Below are 17,544 nucleotides of genomic sequence, written 5' to 3'. Positions count from 1 at the left end.
CCCTCCTGAGCATTTTCTTCTATTTTTCCCTTTATAGAAGAAAAAATCAAGCTAGGCGTCTTAAAAGTTAAATAAACAGTTTCGGTACGGATTGCCCTTTTTTTTGTTCTGCGATATCAGAAGGTTCACTATCTGATGACTCTATCCATTCCGAGCTGCTTTCTTCTTCCTTTGCATCTAGACTTTCCTCTATTTCATCTTTTTGTTCATCATTCGTACTCTCCATTGAATTAAAGGCCTTCATCATACGATACATTGCTGGCAGGTTTTTTACCATTGGTCCATATTCCTGTACAATAGGAGCTGCGTTTTGAACTACTTTAATCACTTGTTGAACATTATCTAATGTTCCAGAGAGACCACCCACTCCTTTGCTCAGAAATCCAGTTCCGGAACCAGATTGAGGCTGTAGAAAGCTTAAAAGATTTCGTAAATTACCTCCTCTAGTCTGAGGTTGTTGTGGTATCATCCCTGAAAATGGCCGATTAGGAAATGGAGTATTAGAAAATGATTGATTACTAAATGGACGCATGAAGTTACCCGGGTTCCCCTGAGGCGGCGTATCAAATGGGAATTGCCCTTGTTGATTTGGTGGAAATACCATCCCGATTTACCCCCTTCTTATAACAAATCATCTGTAAATAGTGTACGTAAACCCATCCAAAAAGTGTAGGCATATATGAAAATAAATTGATTATTTCCCGGGCAACCGCAAGAACCAACAGAATCCCTTAAATTCAAACAATGTAATGGCAAAAAATTGCTAAAGTGTGTCAAAACGAAAGCCTAATTTCGATCCTTGCGGCGTTGGTGTAATCTGAAGTTTTGCATGTATTTCATTTTTTAATTGTGGGACGTGGGAAATGATCCCTAACAACCGATTACTATCTTGCAAATCTTTCAGACAATCAATCGCTTGTTGTAAGGATACCTCATCGAGTGTTCCAAAGCCTTCATCAATAAACAGCGTATCAAGTTTCACCCCGCCTGTATGTGCTTGAACAACATCTGCTAATCCTAATGCTAAGCTGAGTGCGGCTTTAAAACCTTCCCCACCTGATAATGTCCTAACAGATCGCTGCTGTCCTGTATGGTGGTCTAGTACCTCAAGGTCTAATCCACTTTGAGCTCCACGTTTAGCAACTTGGCCACTCCGAATTAGCTGATATCGATGATTTGTCATACGATCTAAACGTAAATTGGATTGTAGCAAGATCTCATCTAAAAAGGATGCAAGTACGTACCTTTCAAAAGAAAGCTTTAATTGATTATTTCCATTTGCTAATTCTGCCAATTCACCGATAGTGTAGTATTCCTTTTCTAATGCTTCTTTCGCTTGTAAATGTTCATCAAGCTGCTCTTTTATTGCTAAATCATTTTTTCTTTTCATGTGAAGCGCATATATATGGTCATTTAACGCTTGAATTTCCTCTTGTAAGGTTGAAACCACATTCTCTAGATACGTAGAATTAGGACGGTCTTTTCCTTTAATTTCATTGTTTAATTCATCGATACGATAATTTAGTTGCATCACTTGGTTTTCAAAAGTAGTTATCTCGTTTTCTAATTCTTTTATTTCATCGGGTGCACGTTTCGCTTTATGATAAGCTTCTATAGATACGAACCCATTATCTTCGATCGTTGTTAGGAATTGGCGGTGATAATAATCGAAATTTTCTTTTGTGTTTTTTTCAAATTGAATCCGCTGTTCCATAATTGTATTCTCTCGTTGTAATTGCTCAGATACCTTTTGGTAATGCTGCTCTACTTGTAACCATGTCTCCATTAACTGAGAAAGAATCGCTTCTTTATTCTGTAATTCTTTTTCAACCGATTCTGGGTCGCTCATGGTTGAAGGTAAAAGCTTGGATAACTCATCAATACTTGTTGATAGCTTCACATCCTTTTCAACCGTCTGTTGCACGGTTGAAGAAATTTGATCAAACGTTTGTTTGAATTCTTCATATTGCCGTTTTAACTGATCCCTTTTTTCTTTTAATTGCTTATTCTTCAATAATTTATTCTCTATGACAGCAAGTTCTTTTGATTGTGTTTTATGAAGTTCCGTCTGTTCTAGATACGCTTGTTTTAATTGTTGTATGTTTAATGTTGGGATCCATTCTTTTATCTCTTCATACAGTTTATCTACAAGCTCTTTTTGATATTTGCCATTTGATTGACAAGCAATAAAGCGTTGTTGTTCTTGTTGGAAATCTGCTTCCTTTCTTTTTACTTCCTGTTTTAATTGATCTATTTCAGTAGTTGGATCTTCCTTCGCCCATACAGTTTCTACCTTATGCGGATGTGCTTCAGAACCACAAACAGGACATGGTTGACCTGGTTCTAGCTGATGGACCAGTATGGATGCATAATGCTCATGCTGTTCTTGTTCCATTTTCTCTAATTTATTTCTAATTGCCGTTAATTGATTGTGCTTTGACCGATAAATATCTTTCAATTTTTGGTATTCTTGTCTTAAATTCACTAATTTTTCATACTCGATTTGAAGCTTTTCTAATTTAAACAAGTGATCTGCTATACTTTCCGTTTCTGCTTTCTTTTTATAATAGGCTTCCGTGATGTTTTCATCTTCCTTTAGGGATACTTCTGCACGGTTGATGTTTGTTGATATTTGTTTTAGTTGATCATTATAAGAAGCGAGTTTTTTCTCTTTGTTCATTCGTTCTTGCTTCATTTGAGAGGCTTCCTGCTTCAACTGAATTAAATGCGTAACTTGATCACGATATTTTTTTGTCTGATTAACCTCTTCCTTTAGCGTCTCTCGTTGCGTTTCATTTTGTTTTTCTTGATTATATTTCGATTTTACTTGTTCAAACTCAGCTTGAATATGATTGATTCTCTCCTGTTGTTTCTTCAATTCTTCCTTCTGTTTGTTCCATTCTGCCTCTCTAGCCTGTTTTTGTTCCTCAAAAGGGATAATATGTTGTGCTGTCTTTGCCTCAGAAAGTATTTCTTTGTTTGTTTCTATTGCTTCCACACGTTGGTTTAATTCTTCTTTTTCCTGTTTACGTTTTTCTAACTCAATAAACTTTTCTTCCAATCTTTTTGCTGCATCCAATCTTTCTTGAGCCTCTATTAACTCTTTTTGCTTGATCGTTTTGTTTTGGGTTTGTTGTTCAATTACTCTAAGGTTTTGGTTGATTTCATTTTCTAGATATAGCAGATGATCACGAAACCGATGGATTTCTTCCCCTGGTGCATGATGTGTCCATTCTATTTTATTTAATTCAAATTCTATCAACTGTTCATGCTTACCGATTTCTTCTTTCATATCTTTCGCATCTGCTTTGAGTTGTTCTGTCATTTGCTCATAAAGATGAGTATGAAAGATTTTTTGAAGGATGTTTTCCCGCTCTTTACTGTTCTCTGAAATCAGCTTACGAAATTCACCTTGGGGGATGAGCACCATCTTTCGAAATTGTTCATAATCAAATCCGAGGCGATTTTCAATAGCTTCATTTACGTCTTTAATACGAGAAGTAATTAATGATTTTGTGTTGTTAATCATCTCGTATAGTTCTGCTCTAGCAGGTTCATCCGTAAATCCCTCGCCACGTTCTTTTGGTTTAACTTGCTTGGGATTTCTTTGTACTACGTACATGCGTTCGTTAAGTGAAAAACAAAACTCTACTTCCGTTGTATCCGACATCCCAGCGAAATGACTACGTAATGTATCCTGATCCCTATCGGAACCACTTGCTTTTCCGTATAGGGCATAACAAATGGCATCGAAAATCGTAGTCTTTCCAGAACCAGTTGGACCGGTTATCAAAAAGATAGATTCGTCCCCTAGCTGTCTAAAATCGATCGTCTGCTTCTCTAAGTATGGTCCAAATGCTTTAAAACTTAGTGAAATTGCTCGCATATTATGACCTCCTCTCCTTATCTATGATTGTTGCAACCACTTTATCGATATGTTTCATACTGCTTTCAGGTATTGGTACTCCTTTAATTTCTTCATAGAAAGAAGCGAATAATTCGGTATGAGAGCGAGACTGTTTCTCGCGTATTTTTTGTAGATCTAGTAAACTATTTCGTGAAGTTTGTACTTTTCGTTCTAGCCGTAAAATATTTGGGTAAATTTTTCTTAATTTATTCATTGGATCAATAATTTGACCTTCGTCTAACAACTGAATATGTAAGAAATCTTCCTTATTTTCTAAAGGATCTTCAAGTAACGCATGAAAATAGCCCTCTACGATCCGCATATCATGTTTAGGAATTAAAGGAATTCGATTAATTTGGCAGACACCTTCCTGATCTAATTCAACGACGGTTATTGATTTTTGTTGATTAGACTCAGAGAAAGAATACTTTAAGATGGAGCCACTATATCTTATCGTCTTACGATGTATTCGCTGCGGTTGATGCAAATGCCCCATTGCTACATATGAAAAAGGCTCGAATAGCCTAGCATCAACATATGGAGTACCTCCAATCATAGATAATCGTTCTTCAGATTCTGTCTCCATTCCCCCAGCTAAAAAGGCATGTCCAATAAATATATGACGTTCACTCAAGTCGTATTTTCTGTTCATTTTTTCGATAATTGCTTCCAAGGCTTGCTGATGCGATTGAATAGAATCATCTTCAAATACACTACGTACTTCAGCAGGTTCCGTATAAGGAACTAAATGAAAATAAACAGGTCCATGTGCATCATGAAGAACTACTGGCGAAGAATTCCCTTTAAACTTAGCTTCTAAATAAAGATGCTGTTTACGAAACAGATCACTCCCAAATTCAAGTCGATCGGGACTATCATGATTACCTGATATTGCTAAGATGGGGATGTGGAGTTCTGTAATTATTGTTGTAAATATTCGGTTTAATAGTTCGACTGCTTCTTTAGGAGGGATCGCTCGGTCGTAAAGATCACCTGCAATAATAATAGCATCTGGTTCCTCCCTTCGAACAATATCAAGAAATTGTTCTAATACATAAGCTTGCTCTTCGGTCATATGAATATTGTTAACTATTTTTCCTAAATGCCAGTCGGCAGTGTGTATGAATTTCATCGTTTTCCTCCTATAACACATAGTTTAACAAATCATTTGCTGGAATAGCTATAAATCAGATATCCTTTTGTATTCAAGTCACCATACAAATGGTTCTTTTTATATAAAAAAGACGCCAGAGATACTCTCAGAAGCGTCTTTTAATCTTCGTGCATTGTATATGTATCCCAAAGATCATCAAACACCATTAAGGCGGTTGGAAATGGACTATTCCACTCTAAGTAATTACTAAGCTCGTCATAATCTTTTGATTGCTTTGGAAAATAATGATCTGCAAAAGCCCATTCTGCTAAGCGACTTGCATCATCTACTTGTTTACTTCCACGATAAGTCATTAAAAAATGATAAAATGATCGCAATCCTCTTCTCCTCCCGATTAATCAAAGGTATCACTTTCCATAAACTCCTTATGCTTACGCTGTTTCTTTCGATAAACAATAGCAGCCAGATAGATACTTATTTCGTAAAGTAGAATTAAAGGTATTGCTACAACGAGTTGAAGTATAAAATCTGGTGGTGTCACAATCGTACCAATTATGACTAGGATAAGATAGGCATATTTTCGAGTTTTCCGCATGTAATCAGGAGTTAAGATGCCAATGGCTGTTAAAAACATGGCAATGATTGGAATTTCAAATAATACAGCAAATGGCAACGTTACACGTATTAAGAATTTGAAATATCTGTCCACGGTAAACATTTCATTAAACATACCATCATTTAACGATAATAAAAAAGGTAGAATTAGTTCAATGAACATATAATAACCAAACACAAGCCCACCAATAAATAATATAAATACAGCAGGTATATATGCCAATGTTGCTTTTCTCTCTGTATTTGTTAATCCTGGTTTTACAAATAACCATACTTGTAATGCAAAAATCGGAATTGTACATGCAATAGCTACAATCCCAGCAAGCGTGAAATAAATCCAGATGATTTCACCCGGACTAATTACAGTCAGCTTCATCCCAATGTCATGTTGAAAAAAAGCATAAATCTCTTTCGAATAAATAAACCCAACAATAAAAAAAACGATAAAGAAAACCGCCGTAATAATAATTCGATTCCTTAATTCAGATAGGTGGTCCGTTAGATTCATTTCCTTATCTTCAAAAGATTTGTCAGTCATTCTGTCACTCTCCTACTACCAAAGCATGTACATTCTGTTAACATCTTATAACAGCTTTAACACAAAAGAAGATGCAAGGGTTGTACCTTACACCTTCGCTTATCAGTTTTTATTAGACGATTTCTTTTCTGTTTTGTCAGAAGAATCTTCATCCGATACGATACCTTTTGTAGCATTTTTAAATTCTTTTAACGAACTCCCAAATGCTTTTCCGATTTCCGGAAGTTTCGAAGGTCCAAAGACAACTAGTGCAATAATTAGAATTAGGATTAATCCAGGAACACCTATACTTGAAAACATTCCCCTTCACTCCCTATGATTATTTACTGCTTTTTTCATCCGTAATCATATCTTTTGTTTCGTTAATCTCATCTTTAACATCACTCGTTAGTTCATTAGCAGACGTTTTAAATTCCTTTAATGTTTGTCCAGCAGCTTTTCCGATTTCCGGTAATTTCTTAGGACCAAATATCACTAAGGCAATGATTAAAATTAATATCAATCCTGGAAAACCAATACTAGATAACATGGTAGCACCTTCTTTGAATTAATAATTTTATTATAAGCAACTTTTACCAAAACATAAATTTATTTCATTTAAAATTCATAGAACATCCAATTATTAATGAAGCGCTTATAGTGTAACATGTTTCCTTTTCTAGAAACAAGCCTCTTTCTATAGCCTGTTCCATTTATTTCCCCTTATTCATGAAGTAATTACTTTCTATCATATTGAAGGAAATAGTATTCATAGGGATTGGTCTCATTTCTTTCTCCTTTTACTTTTGAAGATAGTATCCAATCTTCCGTTGAAAAACTTGGGAAGTAAGTATCTCCTTGAAAACGATGATCGATCCATGTAATATACATTCGATCTGCATGATGTATGACTTGCTCAAATATGTTCCCGCCACCAATCACAAAATATTCGATATCCGGATGTTCCTCATTCCATTCATAGATGGTATGAATGTCTTTGATAACTTCTAGATTATCTGAAGTAGGTAGTTCACTTTTTGTAAGTATGACATTTCTTCGGTTAGGTAAAGGTCCGTTCATTGAATCAAATGTTTTTCTTCCCATAATAATGGTTTGACCCGTTGTTTTTTCTTTGAAAAATCGTAAGTCTTTTGGCAAACGCCACGGAAGATCATTGTTTGATCCAATTACATGATTTTTATCCATCGCTAGTAATAAAGAAATCAATTGCTACACTCCTCTCTTAATTAAACAGCAATAGGCGCTTTAATGGAAGGATGCGGATAATAACCGATTATTTCAAAATCAGAAAGCTCAAAATCAAAAATAGAGGACTTTGATTTGTTTATTTGTAATTGAGGCATTTCTCTTATTTCTCTAGAAAGCTGCGTCTTTATTTGATTGACATGGTTGGAATAAATATGTGCATCCCCAAGAGTGTGAATGAACTCCCCAGGTTTCAAGTTACATTCATGTGCAATCAGTAACGTTAACAATGCGTAGCTTGCTATATTAAACGGAACGCCTAAAAACACATCTGCACTACGTTGATATAATTGACATGAAAGTTTACCATCAGCAACGTAAAATTGGAATAATGTATGACAAGGTGGTAAGGCCATTGTTGGAACATCTTCAGGATTCCAAGCAGATACAATATGCCTTCTAGAATCTGGTTTGTTTCTGATCGAATCAATGACATTCTTTAATTGATCAATCGTATTATTTTGAGAAGTCTTCCATTGTCGCCATTGTTTTCCATAAACATCCCCAAGTGTGCCAAACTTGTCAGCAAAAGTATCGTCACTCAGAATTTTTTCTTTAAATCGTTCCATTTGTTGCTGGTATTGTTCATTAAATTCTTCGTCTATCTGCGAGCGATGCCCAAAATCCATCATATCTGGTCCTGTGTATTCATTGCTCTTCACCCAGTTTTCGAATGCCCATTCGTTCCAAATATTATTATTATGTTGTAGCAGATAACGAATATTTGTATCGCCTTTTATAAACCAAAGCAGTTCACTCGCAATTAATCGAAAAGGGACTTTTTTCGTTGTAAGTAATGGGAAACCATCTTCCAAATTAAAGCGCATTTGATGACCAAAAATGGAATAAGTTCCCGTATTCGTCCGATCATGTTTGTTCACACCATTGTTTAAAATTTGATTACAAAGGTTTAAATAAGCCTTTTCTCCAGTAACCATATGTATCCCTCCAGATTTCTTCTTCCATTCTATTTATTGTACCACAATCCATAGCTTGGCTCTAAATTTGTAACATAATCGTAACTCATAAACACCTAAATCCGACATAAACCTGATAAAGAGTCAGAAAAAGAAAGGGGATAGCTTGATGAATCAGACTGTCGAACATATGGCAAAGCGTTCATTACTTTATGGTTATGTGCTAAGTCAACCATTGGTTAACTATGTCGATGCACATCCTGAACTGCAAAATAAGCTATTGTTTGAGTCGGATCAGCTTGAATTTGGAAAACATGGAGAAGCTGTTAGGCATATGCAGCAAAAATTACATACGCTATCCTATTTTGACAAAGAAATAGATGGAAGGTTTGGGGTCTTAACCGAACAGGCAATTAAAAATTTTCAAGCTGAACATAATTTAACCATTAATGGAAAAGTAAACAAAGATACATTACGTGCCATGGTAAAAGATGAGAAAAAAGCATATAAAGAGCAATTAGAAAACTTTTCTGATGAAATAGAACCCGGTATGTATAATGCTAAAGTGAAAATTGTCCAAAAAGCACTGCAATATTTTGGTTATTATGAGGGAGAACTAGATGGTATTTATGGACCATTAACCAAAAAAGCATTAGAAATTGCCGAAGAAGAGCATCACATGGAATTAATTGATGACCATCAACAAGCAGTTTCTCCTGCTCCAACCGAACAAACGAAGTCAGAACAAGTAAAAGCTAAGGATACCTCCCCGGCTTCTGTAAAAGAACAACCCAATAAGGACGTTGAATCAAATGAAGTGAAAAAAGTTACTGTACAAGGCAATACTGCAGCATCAATTGTAGAAGAGGCTCGAGCGCAGCTTGGAACTCCCTATAAATGGGGAGGAGAAGATCCAGGAGGTTTCGATTGCAGCGGTTTTATTCAACATGTGTTTACAGAACAAGGGATCCAAATTCCTCGTACCGTTAATGAAATTTGGAATTTTTCCTCCCCTATTTCTGATCCTTCTATCGGGGATTTCGTTTTTTTTGAGACCTATAAACCTGGACCGTCTCACATGGGAATTTATGTCGGAGATGGAAAGTTTATTCACGCTGGTGAATCAAGAGGTGTGGAAATAAGCAAATTAACTAATCCTTATTGGGAAGAACGTTACATTGGTGCAAAACGAGTAATGCAGCAATAGTGTTCTTTATGATACGATTAGTAACTGAAAAGAGTTGCTACATTAGCAACTCTTTGTCTTTGACCATTCTTTTTCAAATTGTAGGAGATAGACCTCCATAAACCGATGACGTTCATCAGCGATTTTCTTAGCTGCCTCCGTATGCAACAGCTCTTTGATTTTCAAAAGTTTATCATAAAAATGCTGTATTGTATTATTTTTATTTGTATCATGATTAATATAATTCCGATTTGCTCCACCATAGGCAAATGCTCGTGCTATTCCAATAGCTCCAATAGCATCTAACCGATCAGCGTCTTGCACAATTTTACCTTCGAGCGTTGTGGGATTGCCACCCTTACTAAATGACACGTCTTGAATAGCTTCTTTCACTTTGTTAATTTGATATTCGTTCATAGCAATACGTTGTAAAAATAGATCTAATTCTTTAATGGTTTCCTCTGGATCTGTAAATAGTTTCGCATCGCCAACGTCATGCAACCATGCAGCTGCTTCACAGATAAACAAGTCTGCATCTTCTATTTTAGCAATCTCACCCGCAGTTGTTGCTACCCTCTCCATATGAAAAAAATCATGGCCAGTGTAATCATCGCTGAATAAATTACGAATTAATTTCTGGATTTCAATTAATTGACTTAATTCTTCCATTAGAATAAACCAACCGCCTTTCCATCTGACGTAACATCCATTTCTAATGCCGCTGGTGAACTTGGTAATCCAGGCATGGTTAAGACATCCCCAGTCAAAGCGATGATAAAACCAGCACCGATAGATGCACGTAATTCACGAATGGTTATTGTAAAACCATTTGGACGACCTAATAATGTTGGGTCATCTGACAAAGAATACTGTGTTTTAGCCATACAAATTGGAAGGTTCCCCCACCCTTGTTCTGTAAAGAATGCAGCTTGCTCACGTGCCGTTTTTGTCAGCTCAATATCTTTAGCACCATACACTGTCTGAGCGATTATTTTCATCTTTTGTTCCAGAGGGTCGTCTAGATCGTATAATGGCTGATAGGATTTCGTTGAACCTTCCACTTTTGCTATTAATTTATCGGCTAATTGTACCCCGCCTTCTCCCCCATCTGCATGTACAGTAGTTACGGCAACATCAATATCTCTTTCTTCGCACCATAGTTGAACAAATTCCGTTTCTTTTATCGTATCGGTTGGAAATTGATTAATGGTTACAATATAAGGAACTTGAAAAGCTTTAATGGTATTTATATGTTTTTCTAAGTTTGCCATACCGTCCGCTAATCCAGCTAAGTTTTCCGTATCAAGATGACCTTTTTGTACTCCGCCATGCATTTTTAAAGCACGAATGGTAACTACAACGACGACGGCAGCCGTGTCGATAGTGCCAATCCGTGATTTAATATTAAAATACTTCTCAGCACCTAGATCTGCGCCAAAACCAGCTTCAGTAACTACATAATCCCCTAGTTTTGCCGCGGTTTTTGTAGCAATAATGCTATTGCAACCGTGGGCAATATTAGCAAATGGTCCCCCATGAATAATTGCAGGCGTATTTTCAATTGTTTGTACCAGATTTGGCTTCATCGCGTCTCTTAAAAGCAATGTCAGTGCTCCTTCTGCTTGAAGATGCTTGGCCGTTACAGGTCTACCGCTATATGTATATCCTATTACAATTTTAGCCAATCTCGCTTTTAAGTCATCAATATTAGTAGCAAGACATAAAATGGCCATGATCTCTGAAGCTACAGATATCGCAAATCCATCTTCCCTTAGTATGCCTTGTTTTGTACCGCCGAGGCCAATTACAATTTCTCTTAAGGACCGATCATTCATATCGATAACACGCTTCCACTCCACCCGTCTAGTATCTATATTTAATTCATTGCCTTGATGAATATGGTTATCGATAATAGCGGATAATGCATTATTAGCTGATGTTATCGCATGAATGTCTCCTGTAAAATGAAGATTAATATCTTCCATCGGCAATACTTGAGCATAGCCTCCACCTGTTGCTCCGCCTTTAAGGCCCATCACTGGTCCTAAAGATGGTTCCCGTAAAGCGACAATTGCATTTTTCCCTAGTTTATTAAATGCTTGTCCAAGTCCAACAGTGACCGTAGACTTCCCTTCTCCAGCAGGAGTTGGATTTATAGAAGTGACTAGAATAATTTTCCCGTTCTTCTTATTTTCTAGTTTGGTTAATAGTTGATCGGATAGCTTTGCCTTATTACGTCCATAAGGCTCCCAATCATCGGAGCTTAGTTTCAATTTCTCTGCAATCTTATGTATAGGTTCTACTATTGCCTCTTGTGCAATTTGAATGTCTTTCTTCATGATGCTGCTCCTTTCCTATTTCAAAAAGTTTCAGATGGATGATCATTCAACAGCTATTATTATACCTTTTCATGAATTAAATTAATAGCTTGAATTATTAAAAATGTCGAATTACCACAGCGTATATTCTTGACTCTAAAAGTGAAATGAGCTATATTAGACACAAGCAAAGAAGATGTACGGATTCATTAATGACTCAGGCGGCTTCTATAGAAGTGGATGCACTAGTGATCCTACTCTTCTATAGGAACTGCCTATTTTTATGTTCTGTTATCTGCTTTGTATTACCACGTTTTCAAAAAAGAAACGTGAAGGTTTTTAGGAGGATTAATTCATGGAAAATGGAGTAGTAAAATGGTTTAACGCTGAAAAAGGATACGGTTTCATTCAGCAAGAAGAAGGAAACGACGTATTTGTACACTATTCAGCAATTCAAGAAGAAGGCTTTAAAACCCTTGAAGAAGGCCAAGAAGTTTCTTTTGATATCGTTGAAGGTGAACGTGGACCACAAGCAGCTAATGTTGTTAAAAAATAACTAGAAACAAAATTATATAAAGCGGTAATCTGTTTTGCCAGATTACCGCTTTTTTTGATATCCTTCTATAAGTTCTTGCTTTTTTCATCCAGCCTAAGTATAATAACATTTGTGTTTTTCGCGGTTCGAGAACTCCCGCGTTACCAAAACTAAGGAGGAATTCGATGCCAAACGAACTGATTTGGTTATTATTTGCAATTGTAAATTTCTCATTACTTCTTATCTTCTATCGATTATTTGGACGAACTGGTCTTTACGTATGGATCGGTATGGCGACCATCATTGCTAATATCCAAGTATTAAAAACTGTAGAACTTATTGGCTTAACAGCAACCTTAGGTAATATATTATATGGTACTGCGTATTTAGCTACCGATATCATCAACGAGAAACATGGCAAACAAGAGGCCAAAAAGGCAGTCTGGCTTGGTTTCGCTACATTGTTATCAATGACAGTTATGATGCAAATTGCTCTAGCCTTCCAGCCTGGCGCCGACGATATTGCTCATGAGGCACTTGCTACACTTTTTGGTATCATCCCTCGGGTCGTTCTTGGCAGTCTGGCCGCGTATATGATCAGTCAGTATTTTGATGTTTGGATTTATGATAAATTAAGAAGTTTATTTCCAAGTGATCGACAACTTTGGATAAGAAACAGCGGAAGTACAATGATAAGTCAACTTGTTGATACAATGGTCTTTTGTACAATCGCTTTTTATGGAGAATATCCAACAAGCGTGTGGTTGGAAATCGTAATTACAACGTATGTTATCAAATTTGCAGTTGCAGTAATTGATACACCATTTATGTATATTGCAAAACGAATGCATTCAAATGAGCAAAAGTAAACGGAGCTAAGATCAGCTCCGTTTTTATATCTTCGTTTCTTTCAATGCTTTTTCTTCTATTGGAATACGGACAAATAGCAAAAAGATGTGCAACAGTGGAAATAGCATCGCTGTAAAATAAGCATGAAATAACAAGGGAATGACAAATAATTCAACCCCAACGATAATATAGTTTGGATGCTTCACAAACTTATAGGGTCCTTCATTTACAATCGAAAATTGAGGAGAAATAATAATCTTCGTATTCCAGAATTTTCCTAAAGTAGTAATACACCAAATTCGAATACATTGAGTGATGATAAATAATACAAATAAAGAATAACTAAATTGGAACGGCTGATTATTTCTCCATAATGCCTCCGCTATTAAAAAAACGAAAAACAATGTGTGAACGATTAGAAACCATTTGTAATGGTCCCTCCCTTTTTCTACTCCACCATGCTCTTTCATCCATTTTTCATTACTTCTGGCAATTCTTAATTCAATGATGCGTTGAAGTACTATACAACTAAGAATGAGCCACATATAAATCGGCATTATGTTATCCACTCCATTAATAGTAATTCCGAACTAAATCCAGGTCCCAGTGCAGAGATAATACTTTTCGTATTTTCCTGAATAGGTTCTTGCATCCACTCTCTTAACACATAAAGAACGGTACCAGAAGACATATTCCCATGTCTTCGTAGAATACCAATCGAATGTTTGAATTTGTTTAAATCAACCTGAAGTACATTGCCCATAGCATCGATCACTTTTTTTCCACCTGGATGTGCAATGAAATGATCAATGTTCTCGGGACTCAGATGATATTCTCTAAAGAATTTCTCCAGATGTTCCCGCCAGAACGTTTCCACTAAAGCGGGGATACTTTTGGAAAAAATCACCTCAAAGCCACTATCTGTAATATCCCAGCCCATGACTGATATACTGTTTTTCTTTGTATAGGAGTGAGAATGTAAAAGGCGTGGAATTGGTCCTTTTTTGTTTTGAATCAGTGTTGATTTTTCGCCAACTGCTAATACAGCACTAATCCCGTCTCCAAACAAAGCGCTTCCTATAATATTGCTCTTTTTAATATCCCCTTTTTGGAAGGTTAGACTACATAGTTCACAGCAAATTATTAATGCAGACTTATCCGGATTTGCAGTTAACCAATCATGTACTCTAGCTAATCCTATGGCTCCACCAGCACAACCAAGCCCCCATAAAGGCATCCGCTTTACATCTTGTCTGAAAGGTCGTTCATTCATGACATGTACATCTAAGGACGGCGTAGCAATTCCAGTACTAGATACAAAAATAATCATATCAATATCTTCATAGGCAACAGATTCTGTTAGAAAGGCTGAATTATCTAAACAATCATCCATCGCCTCGATGATATATGATTTGGCCAATTTAATAAACAACTCATTTCTTTCTTTAAAGGAATGTTCTTCTAAAAACCAATTTGGAGGTACGACAAACTGACGTTCATCAACCTGCGCATTGTCAAAAACAGGTAATAAGCGTGAAACATGACGTTTTGATTGGTTAAAGATTTTTTGAACAATCTGTTTCACTTCTGCTTGTTCCATATGATATTTAGGAATACCGACACCTGCTGAACAAATATACGTCATTTAGTCCTCCTTACCAAGTAAACATCACATCCCTAAAATTGATAGATGGTTGCATACTTTTCTTGTAGGTAACAAATTAAGTGATCGGGATTCAATGGTTCTTTGGTAACGTCATGTATGATCTCTAATGGATTTTTCACCTTACCATATTGATGAATCGATGTTCCTAACCACTGTTTTATCTTTGTAAAATCAGCCGACTTTACAATTGATTCAATATCTAACTGTTGATTCATCGTTTGATAAATTTGTGCAGCATACATATAGCCCAACGCATAGCTTGGAAAATACCCAAAATCTCCACCAGCCCAATGAATATCCTGTAGAACTCCTTCTTTATCAGAAGGAGGTACAATTCCTAGATAGTCTTTCATTTTTTCATTCCATAGAGCAGGTAAGTCTTTAACTTGAATGTCATTGTTTATCAGTGACTTTTCTAATTCATAGCGAATCATAATATGAAGAGAGTACGTTAATTCGTCTGCTTCAATTCGAATAAACGATGGTTTTACTTCATTAATAGCATGGTAGAATTGATCCCGATCTACCTGTTGAAAAGCTTTTGGTGCGTACTGTAAAAAAAGATCATAATTTGTTTCCCAAAATGATTGACTCCTTGCTATAAAGTTTTCCCAAAATAATGATTGTGATTCATGTATTCCCATAGAAGTTCCAGTAGCCAAAGGAGTTCTCATCAAACGATCATCTATATTTTGCTCGTATAGCCCATGTCCGCCTTCATGAATCGTACCAAAAACAGCCATTCGAAAGTCCTGCTCATCATACCGAGTCGTTATTCGAACGTCATTTTTATTCAATGCAATAGCAAAAGGATGAATCGTTTCATCTAGACGTCCAGCCTGAAAATCATAGCCCATTTGTTCTAAGATTTTCTTTGTAAAAGCTTCCTGGTCTTTCTTTGGAAAATGGTTTTGTAGCAATGCTGGGTTCGGCTGATTTGAGCTGTTTGTAATTTTCGTTAATAGGTTAAGTAGCGATTTGCGAAGACGTGGAAATACCTCGTCTAGCGTTTTGGTTGTTACACCTGGTTCAAAATTATGTAAAAGAGCATCGTAGATGTTATCTTCATACCCCCAATACGTAGCGAATTTACGATTAAAGTCCATTAATTTTTCTAAATCGGGTTGAAATAAACGGAAGTCCGCTTTCTCCCTAGCTTCTTGCCAAACCGCTTCTGACCTTGTTTGCGCCATTATAAATAATCGATATTCCTCTGTAGGAATTTTTCGGTTTCGCTCATAATTTTCTTCACAAACTTCCGCTATTTTCAATAAGAGAGGGTCAGTAGAGCTTTCTTTTACAGCGTCAATATAATACTTCATTTCATCAGAAGTTTCTAATTTATGTATTTTTTCACCTAATAATCCAGCTACTTCTGACCTTTGTTCTACTCCTTTTTGCGGGATTTTTGTACGCATATCCCAATGAATTAACATAAGTGCTTCTTGATAAGCACTTATGTTACCCAAATATTTTTTAAATTTTTCTATGACATGTGTTATTTCCCCCATTATAATTCCCCTTTCTCTTTTTTTCCGAAGTACTGATAATAATCTGTACGTATAAAACCATTAAATAATTTTCGCTTTTTTGTAGCTTTCTGACCATATTCTTTTTCAAATTGTTCAAATGCTGTCAAAATATAAACACTCCAACTGTGGTGATTCTTCATAATTGAACCAAGGTCTTTCGCTAACGCTGCCGCAATTTCTTTGTCACCTAATCTTTGCCCATAAGGAGGGTTACCAATTAGATAGCCGTTAGCATCTTTTATGGTCAGATCACGAACTTGCATTTGTTTCCATGAAACTAAGTCGCCTAAACCCGCTTCAATTGCATTTTGTTTTGATATTTCTACCATTTTATGGTCAATATCTGAACCCACGATTGTTAATGCTTGATCGTAATTTGCCAAATCCTCTACTTCTTCAAAGGCCTGATCCCAATATTTACTTCTAATGAGGCCCCAATCCTCACTAACGAATTCCCGATTAAATCCTGGTGCGATATTCTGTCCAATTAGTGCCGCTTCAATAGGAATTGTTCCCGAACCGCAAAATGGATCAATTAACGGCTCATCCGGTTTCCAATTCGTCAATTTCACCAAGGCTGCAGCTAGCGTTTCTTTTAATGGCGCTTCTCCTTGACCTACCCGGTATCCTCGTTTATGTAAGCCTGTTCCGGATGTATCAATGGTCAATGTCGCCATATCCTTTAATAACGCAATTTCTACCTTATATACAGGTCCTGTTTCTGGCAATTTCGATACAATTCCATGTTTTAATTTCAGCCTTTCTACAATTGCTTTTTTTGTAATTGCTTGGCAATCTGGTACACTATATAATTTGGAATGAACAGATTTACCAATTACTGGAACTTGGCCATCCTCTGGTATATATTCCTCCCATCGTAACTCCTTCACCCCTTCAAATAACTCATCAAAGGACGTAGCATGGAACGTACCTATAAGTAGTCTGACTCGATCTGCAGTACGAAGCCATAAATTGCATCGTGGAATTGCCGAGATTGGTGCATCAAATAGTACTTTTCCATTTTCCACTTTTGCTTCATATCCTAATTCTCTTACCTCATTGGCTACAATCGATTCTAAACCCATAGCAGCCGTTGCAATCAATGTTACTGTGCGCATGTAA

Annotated in this window: 18 protein-coding genes; 3 read left to right on the top strand and 15 right to left on the bottom strand. The window is 36.4% G+C overall.

Annotation, left to right across the window (positions count from 1 at the left end):
• Window positions 1-67 precede the first annotated feature (67 nt).
• From vrrA to M948_RS35790, 9 genes are all read right to left on the bottom strand, one after another.
• Window positions 68-604, bottom strand: a complete 537-nt coding sequence (gene vrrA, locus M948_RS42570) for a VrrA/YqfQ family protein (RefSeq protein ID WP_021291322.1) — start codon at window positions 602-604, stop codon at window positions 68-70.
• A gap of 159 nt (window positions 605-763) precedes the next feature.
• Window positions 764-3,886 (bottom strand): AAA family ATPase, encoded by a 3,123-nt coding sequence (locus M948_RS35825; RefSeq protein ID WP_021291321.1) that lies wholly within the window; start codon window positions 3,884-3,886, stop codon window positions 764-766.
• 1 nt (window position 3,887) lies between these two features.
• Window positions 3,888-5,039 (bottom strand): exonuclease SbcCD subunit D, encoded by a 1,152-nt coding sequence (locus M948_RS35820; protein WP_021291320.1) that lies wholly within the window; start codon window positions 5,037-5,039, stop codon window positions 3,888-3,890.
• 140 nt (window positions 5,040-5,179) lie between these two features.
• Window positions 5,180-5,398: a YozE family protein gene (locus M948_RS35815; protein WP_021291319.1), complete on the bottom strand. Its 219-nt coding sequence runs from the start codon at window positions 5,396-5,398 to the stop codon at window positions 5,180-5,182.
• A 17-nt stretch (window positions 5,399-5,415) separates the two neighbouring features.
• Window positions 5,416-6,174, bottom strand: coding sequence for a twin-arginine translocase subunit TatC (gene tatC / locus M948_RS35810; RefSeq protein ID WP_021291318.1), 759 nt, complete (start codon window positions 6,172-6,174; stop codon window positions 5,416-5,418).
• A gap of 102 nt (window positions 6,175-6,276) precedes the next feature.
• Window positions 6,277-6,474: a twin-arginine translocase TatA/TatE family subunit gene (locus M948_RS35805; protein WP_021291317.1), complete on the bottom strand. Its 198-nt coding sequence runs from the start codon at window positions 6,472-6,474 to the stop codon at window positions 6,277-6,279.
• 19 nt (window positions 6,475-6,493) lie between these two features.
• A complete protein-coding gene (gene tatA / locus M948_RS35800) occupies window positions 6,494-6,703 on the bottom strand; it encodes a twin-arginine translocase TatA/TatE family subunit (RefSeq protein ID WP_021291316.1) in 210 nt (69 codons plus the stop codon).
• Between the two features lie 188 nt (window positions 6,704-6,891).
• Complete coding sequence (locus tag M948_RS35795; protein ID WP_021291315.1) at window positions 6,892-7,380, bottom strand: dihydrofolate reductase; 489 nt, start codon at window positions 7,378-7,380, stop codon at window positions 6,892-6,894.
• Window positions 7,381-7,400: 20 nt separating this feature from the next.
• Window positions 7,401-8,357, bottom strand: coding sequence for a thymidylate synthase (locus tag M948_RS35790; RefSeq protein WP_021291314.1), 957 nt, complete (start codon window positions 8,355-8,357; stop codon window positions 7,401-7,403).
• Between the two features lie 148 nt (window positions 8,358-8,505).
• Here M948_RS35790 and M948_RS35785 point away from each other — a divergent pair, with 148 nt between their 5' ends.
• A complete protein-coding gene (locus M948_RS35785) occupies window positions 8,506-9,543 on the top strand; it encodes a C40 family peptidase (protein WP_021291313.1) in 1,038 nt (345 codons plus the stop codon).
• Window positions 9,544-9,585: 42 nt separating this feature from the next.
• Here M948_RS35785 and M948_RS35780 read toward each other — a convergent pair whose 3' ends face one another.
• Both M948_RS35780 and M948_RS35775 read right to left on the bottom strand, forming a co-directional pair.
• Complete coding sequence (locus M948_RS35780; RefSeq protein ID WP_021291312.1) at window positions 9,586-10,191, bottom strand: HD domain-containing protein; 606 nt, start codon at window positions 10,189-10,191, stop codon at window positions 9,586-9,588.
• The gene (locus M948_RS35775) at window positions 10,191-11,861 is read right to left on the bottom strand and encodes a formate--tetrahydrofolate ligase (protein WP_021291311.1); all 1,671 of its coding nucleotides are present in this window, start codon (window positions 11,859-11,861) and stop codon (window positions 10,191-10,193) included. Before M948_RS35775 ends, M948_RS35780 begins: the two co-directional genes overlap by 1 nt.
• 334 nt (window positions 11,862-12,195) lie before the next feature.
• On the opposite strand from M948_RS35775, the gene M948_RS35770 reads away from it, so the two are divergent.
• Both M948_RS35770 and M948_RS35765 read left to right on the top strand, forming a co-directional pair.
• Complete coding sequence (locus M948_RS35770) at window positions 12,196-12,396, top strand: cold-shock protein (RefSeq protein WP_021291310.1); 201 nt, start codon at window positions 12,196-12,198, stop codon at window positions 12,394-12,396.
• A 164-nt stretch (window positions 12,397-12,560) separates the two neighbouring features.
• Window positions 12,561-13,244, top strand: a complete 684-nt coding sequence (locus M948_RS35765) for a queuosine precursor transporter (RefSeq protein ID WP_021291309.1) — start codon at window positions 12,561-12,563, stop codon at window positions 13,242-13,244.
• A gap of 24 nt (window positions 13,245-13,268) precedes the next feature.
• Here M948_RS35765 and M948_RS35760 read toward each other — a convergent pair whose 3' ends face one another.
• Genes M948_RS35760 through M948_RS35745 form a run of 4 tightly spaced genes read right to left on the bottom strand, consistent with a single transcriptional unit; the run spans window position 13,269 to window position 17,540 of the window.
• Window positions 13,269-13,781 (bottom strand): isoprenylcysteine carboxyl methyltransferase family protein, encoded by a 513-nt coding sequence (locus M948_RS35760; RefSeq protein WP_021291308.1) that lies wholly within the window; start codon window positions 13,779-13,781, stop codon window positions 13,269-13,271.
• Window positions 13,781-14,869, bottom strand: coding sequence for a type III polyketide synthase (locus tag M948_RS35755; RefSeq protein WP_021291307.1), 1,089 nt, complete (start codon window positions 14,867-14,869; stop codon window positions 13,781-13,783). The genes M948_RS35760 and M948_RS35755 overlap by 1 nt, the downstream gene beginning before the upstream one ends.
• Before the next feature lie 32 nt (window positions 14,870-14,901).
• Window positions 14,902-16,401 (bottom strand): carboxypeptidase M32, encoded by a 1,500-nt coding sequence (locus M948_RS35750; protein ID WP_021291306.1) that lies wholly within the window; start codon window positions 16,399-16,401, stop codon window positions 14,902-14,904.
• Complete coding sequence (locus M948_RS35745; protein ID WP_021291305.1) at window positions 16,401-17,540, bottom strand: THUMP domain-containing class I SAM-dependent RNA methyltransferase; 1,140 nt, start codon at window positions 17,538-17,540, stop codon at window positions 16,401-16,403. The genes M948_RS35750 and M948_RS35745 overlap by 1 nt, the downstream gene beginning before the upstream one ends.
• Between the last annotated feature and the right edge of the window lie 4 nt (window positions 17,541-17,544).

This window comes from Virgibacillus sp. CM-4 (genome assembly GCF_000445495.1).
In the GTDB taxonomy this organism is placed as follows: domain Bacteria; phylum Bacillota; class Bacilli; order Bacillales; family Amphibacillaceae; genus Virgibacillus; species Virgibacillus salexigens.
Note: the sequence above shows the minus strand (reverse complement) of the source record. Positions and strands in the feature narration are given on the sequence as shown.

What these genes read in the sequence shown, in the direction of transcription:
- M948_RS35760 (WP_021291308.1), bottom strand. Translation starts at nt 13,781, where the DNA reads ATGCCGATTTATATGTGGCTCATTCTTAGTTGTATAGTACTTCAACGC.
- M948_RS35825 (WP_021291321.1), bottom strand. Translation starts at nt 3,886, where the DNA reads ATGCGAGCAATTTCACTAAGTTTTAAAGCATTTGGACCATACTTAGAG.
- M948_RS35750 (WP_021291306.1), bottom strand. Translation starts at nt 16,401, where the DNA reads ATGGGGGAAATAACACATGTCATAGAAAAATTTAAAAAATATTTGGGT.
- M948_RS35805 (WP_021291317.1), bottom strand. Translation starts at nt 6,474, where the DNA reads ATGTTTTCAAGTATAGGTGTTCCTGGATTAATCCTAATTCTAATTATT.
- tatC (WP_021291318.1), bottom strand. Translation starts at nt 6,174, where the DNA reads ATGACTGACAAATCTTTTGAAGATAAGGAAATGAATCTAACGGACCAC.
- M948_RS35780 (WP_021291312.1), bottom strand. Translation starts at nt 10,191, where the DNA reads ATGGAAGAATTAAGTCAATTAATTGAAATCCAGAAATTAATTCGTAAT.
- M948_RS35820 (WP_021291320.1), bottom strand. Translation starts at nt 5,039, where the DNA reads ATGAAATTCATACACACTGCCGACTGGCATTTAGGAAAAATAGTTAAC.
- M948_RS35770 (WP_021291310.1), top strand. Translation starts at nt 12,196, where the DNA reads ATGGAAAATGGAGTAGTAAAATGGTTTAACGCTGAAAAAGGATACGGT.
- M948_RS35745 (WP_021291305.1), bottom strand. Translation starts at nt 17,540, where the DNA reads ATGCGCACAGTAACATTGATTGCAACGGCTGCTATGGGTTTAGAATCG.
- tatA (WP_021291316.1), bottom strand. Translation starts at nt 6,703, where the DNA reads ATGTTATCTAGTATTGGTTTTCCAGGATTGATATTAATTTTAATCATT.
- M948_RS35785 (WP_021291313.1), top strand. Translation starts at nt 8,506, where the DNA reads ATGAATCAGACTGTCGAACATATGGCAAAGCGTTCATTACTTTATGGT.
- vrrA (WP_021291322.1), bottom strand. Translation starts at nt 604, where the DNA reads ATGGTATTTCCACCAAATCAACAAGGGCAATTCCCATTTGATACGCCG.
- M948_RS35765 (WP_021291309.1), top strand. Translation starts at nt 12,561, where the DNA reads ATGCCAAACGAACTGATTTGGTTATTATTTGCAATTGTAAATTTCTCA.
- M948_RS35790 (WP_021291314.1), bottom strand. Translation starts at nt 8,357, where the DNA reads ATGGTTACTGGAGAAAAGGCTTATTTAAACCTTTGTAATCAAATTTTA.
- M948_RS35775 (WP_021291311.1), bottom strand. Translation starts at nt 11,861, where the DNA reads ATGAAGAAAGACATTCAAATTGCACAAGAGGCAATAGTAGAACCTATA.
- M948_RS35755 (WP_021291307.1), bottom strand. Translation starts at nt 14,869, where the DNA reads ATGACGTATATTTGTTCAGCAGGTGTCGGTATTCCTAAATATCATATG.